The 3,581-nt window shown below is 64.7% G+C and carries 2 protein-coding genes and 2 pseudogenes; 2 read left to right on the top strand and 2 right to left on the bottom strand.

Going from position 1 to position 3,581, the window contains the following annotated elements; genetic code table 11:
- Window positions 1-93: 93 nt before the first annotated feature.
- Window positions 94-309 (bottom strand): annotated as a pseudogene (locus VIQ49_RS28145) (IS1634 family transposase); the annotation flags it as partial.
- Window positions 310-423: 114 nt separating this feature from the next.
- Window positions 424-1,740 (bottom strand): IS256 family transposase, encoded by a 1,317-nt coding sequence (locus tag VIQ49_RS28150; RefSeq protein ID WP_331890355.1) that lies wholly within the window; start codon window positions 1,738-1,740, stop codon window positions 424-426.
- Between the two features lie 254 nt (window positions 1,741-1,994).
- Here VIQ49_RS28150 and VIQ49_RS28155 point away from each other — a divergent pair, with 254 nt between their 5' ends.
- The gene (locus VIQ49_RS28155) at window positions 1,995-2,522 is read left to right on the top strand and encodes a hypothetical protein (RefSeq protein WP_331890357.1); all 528 of its coding nucleotides are present in this window, start codon (window positions 1,995-1,997) and stop codon (window positions 2,520-2,522) included.
- A pseudogene (locus VIQ49_RS28160) lies at window positions 2,522-3,581 on the top strand (hypothetical protein); the annotation flags it as partial. The gene VIQ49_RS28155 and the pseudogene VIQ49_RS28160, both read left to right, overlap by 1 nt.

The following is a 3,581-nucleotide window of genomic DNA, read 5'->3' on the forward strand; positions in this document are numbered from 1 at the left end:
GCGTGTCGTCGGCTTCCCTGGCGACTGTTCTTTCGGCATACCTGCATCCTCGTTTCCAAGGTCAGGAGCCTCCAGCATTTCCAGGGCGATTCACTGCAGAACCGACCACACTGCGGCCAGGTCGCCGAACCGTTTGTGCTGGCTACGCACCGGTTCCCCGGCACCACCACCGGCCAGTTTGGCCATCACTTCCTCGGCGGTACCCAAATATTCCTGCGACACGATCCGCGGCTTGCCGTCCACCCGTGCCGATTCCACCAGGTAGTAGTACGTGTGCTTCCCACGTCGCTTCCCCACAATAGACGGCATATATGGGTAATACACCTAATCACGTCAAAAACCAAGCACCACAACATAAGACACGCCGATCAACTACACAGGGCGGAAACTCGAGAAATTGTCAAGACCTGTGGATCGGGGTTTTCAGGCGACCTCCGTTCCGGTGCGCTGATCGCCGTCTGAGGGCGGTGTCGGTGGGGTGATGTCGGTGGGCCGTTCGAGCAGTTTGCCTTTGTGAAAGACCGCACCGGCGCGCACCAGGGCGACCAGATGTGGGGCGTTGACGGCCCGCCAGCGGGCCTGGGCGGCGTCGATCAGCTTGTAGGCCATGGCAATCCCGGCCGCGCGTGATCCCGGCCCCTTGGTGACCTTGGTGCGCAGCCGCACGGTGGCGAAAGTGCTTTCGATCGGATTCGTCGTGCGCAGGTGAATCCAATGCTCGGCCGGGTACTTGTAGAACTCCAGCAAGGTGTCCAGGTCGTCGGTGATCTTGGCGACCGCCTTGGGGTATTTGGCGCCGAAGTCGACTTCGAAGGCCTTGACCGCCAGCTGAGCCTTGTCGATATCCTCGGCGTTGTAGATGTCCTTGAGCGCCGCCAACGCCGAAGGATGCGCCGACTTCGGCAGTGCGGCAAGGACATTGGCCTGCTTGTGAAACCAGCACCGCTGCTCACGCGTGGCCGGGAACGCTTCGCGGACCGCCTTCCAGAACCCCAGGGCGCCATCGCCCACGGCCAGCACCGGGGCAGCCATCCCGCGACGTTTGCAGTCACGCAGCAGATCGGCCCACGACTCGGCCGACTCCCGATACCCGTCGGTCAAGGCGACGAGCTCCTTGCGGCCATCGGTGCGCACGCCGATCATCACCAACAGGCACAACTTGGTCTGCTCCAGGCGGACCTTGAGGTGGATGCCGTCGACCCACAAATACACGTAGTCGGTGCCGGACAGATCCCGGCGCCCGAACGCGGCGGCTTCGTCCTGCCACTGCGCGGTCAGCCGGGTGATCGTCGAGGCCGACAACCCGGCCCCGGATCCGAGGAACTGCTCCAGGGCCGGCCCGAAATCCCCGCTGGACAGCCCATGCAGGTACAGCAGCGGCAACACCTCGCTGATCTGCGGCGACTTGCGTGCCCACGCCGGCAGGATCGCCGAGGAGAACCGCTGCCGGACACCGGTGTCCGGGTCCACGCGGCGGTCGTTGACCCGCGGCGCTTTGACCTCGACCGCGCCGGCCGCGGTCAGCACCTCACGCGGCTCGTGATAACCGTTACGCACCACCAGCCGATGCCCGGCCTCGTCGAGTTGATCGGCGAACTGGGCCACGTAGGCGGCGACCTCAGCCTTCAGCGCGGCAGCCAGCATCTGCCGGGCCCCGTCACGGACGATCTCATCGAGCAACGACCTCCGATCTGAGTCGCTGCCGTTGGACTCCTGGGCATCGTGAACTACGGTGAGCATGGGCGTACCTTCCCAACCAGCGCGCCAACGCCGGTCTTGATCAGAACCACTTGACTTTCAGATCATCCTCGGGAAGGTGCGCCCACTTTCACGCCCCCTCACCGAGGCTCATCCACAGGTTCTGATCATTGCTCCACCTGACCTGCACTGATTTGCCAAGTGTTATCTATAGGCAACAGACCTGCGGAAATTCGCTATTTCGAATGCGCCCGCGGCGGTGGCCCGGTGTCACTTACCCGCGATACCGTCGTGTCATGACCATGAGGGGCCGGCGGCGTCACCGCACCGTCATCACCGCCGCGTCGGCGGCGTTCGTGGTTGCAGTGGGTGCCGCGGTGACCAGCGGGCTGGCCCTCGCCCATCCAATCGAACCAGCCCGACACACGGTGAACGTGGTTCCATCACCGCCACCGACGTACAGCAGCAGTGACACCCAGGCCGCTAAGGCGGCCGCCTGCTCGGCATGGGATCGGGCGGCACGGTCGACGGCGGTGGCGAGCAGGTCCAGCGCCGAGGCGTTGGAGCAGAGCTGGACAAGTCCGGAGAGCCTCGCCGCGCTGGCCACGGAGAAACGTACCGGTATGGCCGCGGTTTCGTACCTGCGTACGCAACTGTCTGACGCCACACCAGCTTCAACGGCGAAGCCTCTGCGTGCCTGGATGACAACGAGAATCGACATGCTGCACGCGCTCAACATGCGGCACTGGGACGAAGCCGCCCGTGAACTAAAACGCGGTAACGATCTGATCGATGCCATCACGTCCGAGTGCGGGTTGCGCTGATGCCTGCTGTCGGAGGGTCTGCGGGATCGTATGGGCGGCTGATCGTTACGCCAGACATGGAGCCACCGGACGCTGGGGATTGGGACGCCCAGGAGCAGACCTACCGGGTCGGTGCGACGACGTGGGACGGAATCCACCAGAAGATCGTCACTGACAACGCGGAGTTTCGCGATGCCGCGGATTCGCAGGGCTTCGACGAAGCCCACCGGGCGGGCGCAGTGTTGGCCGAGGAAGCCAAGACGATCGCTGAGTGGCACGACAAGTGCGCCAACAAGTGCGCCGATATCGCCACGGTGCTGCGCGATACACGCGCCGGTCAAGAGCAGCTCGTCCGCGAGGCAGACGCCAAGATCGCGAGCGCGAAGCTCCCAGGCGAAGCCGAAGCCCTGGTGACCCAGTACCACGGCATAGCCCGATACCAAACCGAGGCGGGAGTAACCGCCGCAATGGCCTCCCACACCGCCTTCAAGGCGAGCACCGAAAACACCAGGGCACTCGATCTTTTGACGAAGTGGGGCGATGCTCCTACCGCTCCACCAGTCCAGCCCGTCGACCACACGTCGCCGCGAATCGAACAGGACGAAAACCCCTACAGCGACACCGAAAAGCGGGAAGCTGGGGCCGACGCACCTAAGCCTGTGGACGACGCGCCGACCGATCCTGCAGGTACGTCAACCACGCAGCCTGGAGTTAGTCCCGGCAGCAAGTCGGCCGCTGGTGATGAGAGCATCAAGGCCGCGACCGGGCCGGTAACGCAGCCGACGCCTGGCGTGACTTCTTCACCAGCGGCCTCAGCGCTCGGCGGTGCCGGCATGCCGTCGATGGGCGGTATTGGTGGCGGCGGGATGAGTTCCGGTGGCGGAATTCCGAAGATGCCCGGCGGCCTGGGCAGTGGCGGCATGCCGGGGATTGGGTCTAACCCGCTGAGTGGCGGTGTCGGTCAGATGCCCGGCGCAGCAGGTGGTTTGCCGAACGCAGGAGCCGTGCCAGGTGCGGGCAGCGCGTCGCCGTTGTCGTCGGCGTTCAACCAGGGAATGGCGACGACAGCGGGGATGGGCG

This window comes from Williamsia sp., assembly GCF_036566845.1.
In the GTDB taxonomy this organism is placed as follows: Bacteria; Actinomycetota; Actinomycetes; order Mycobacteriales; family Mycobacteriaceae; genus Williamsia.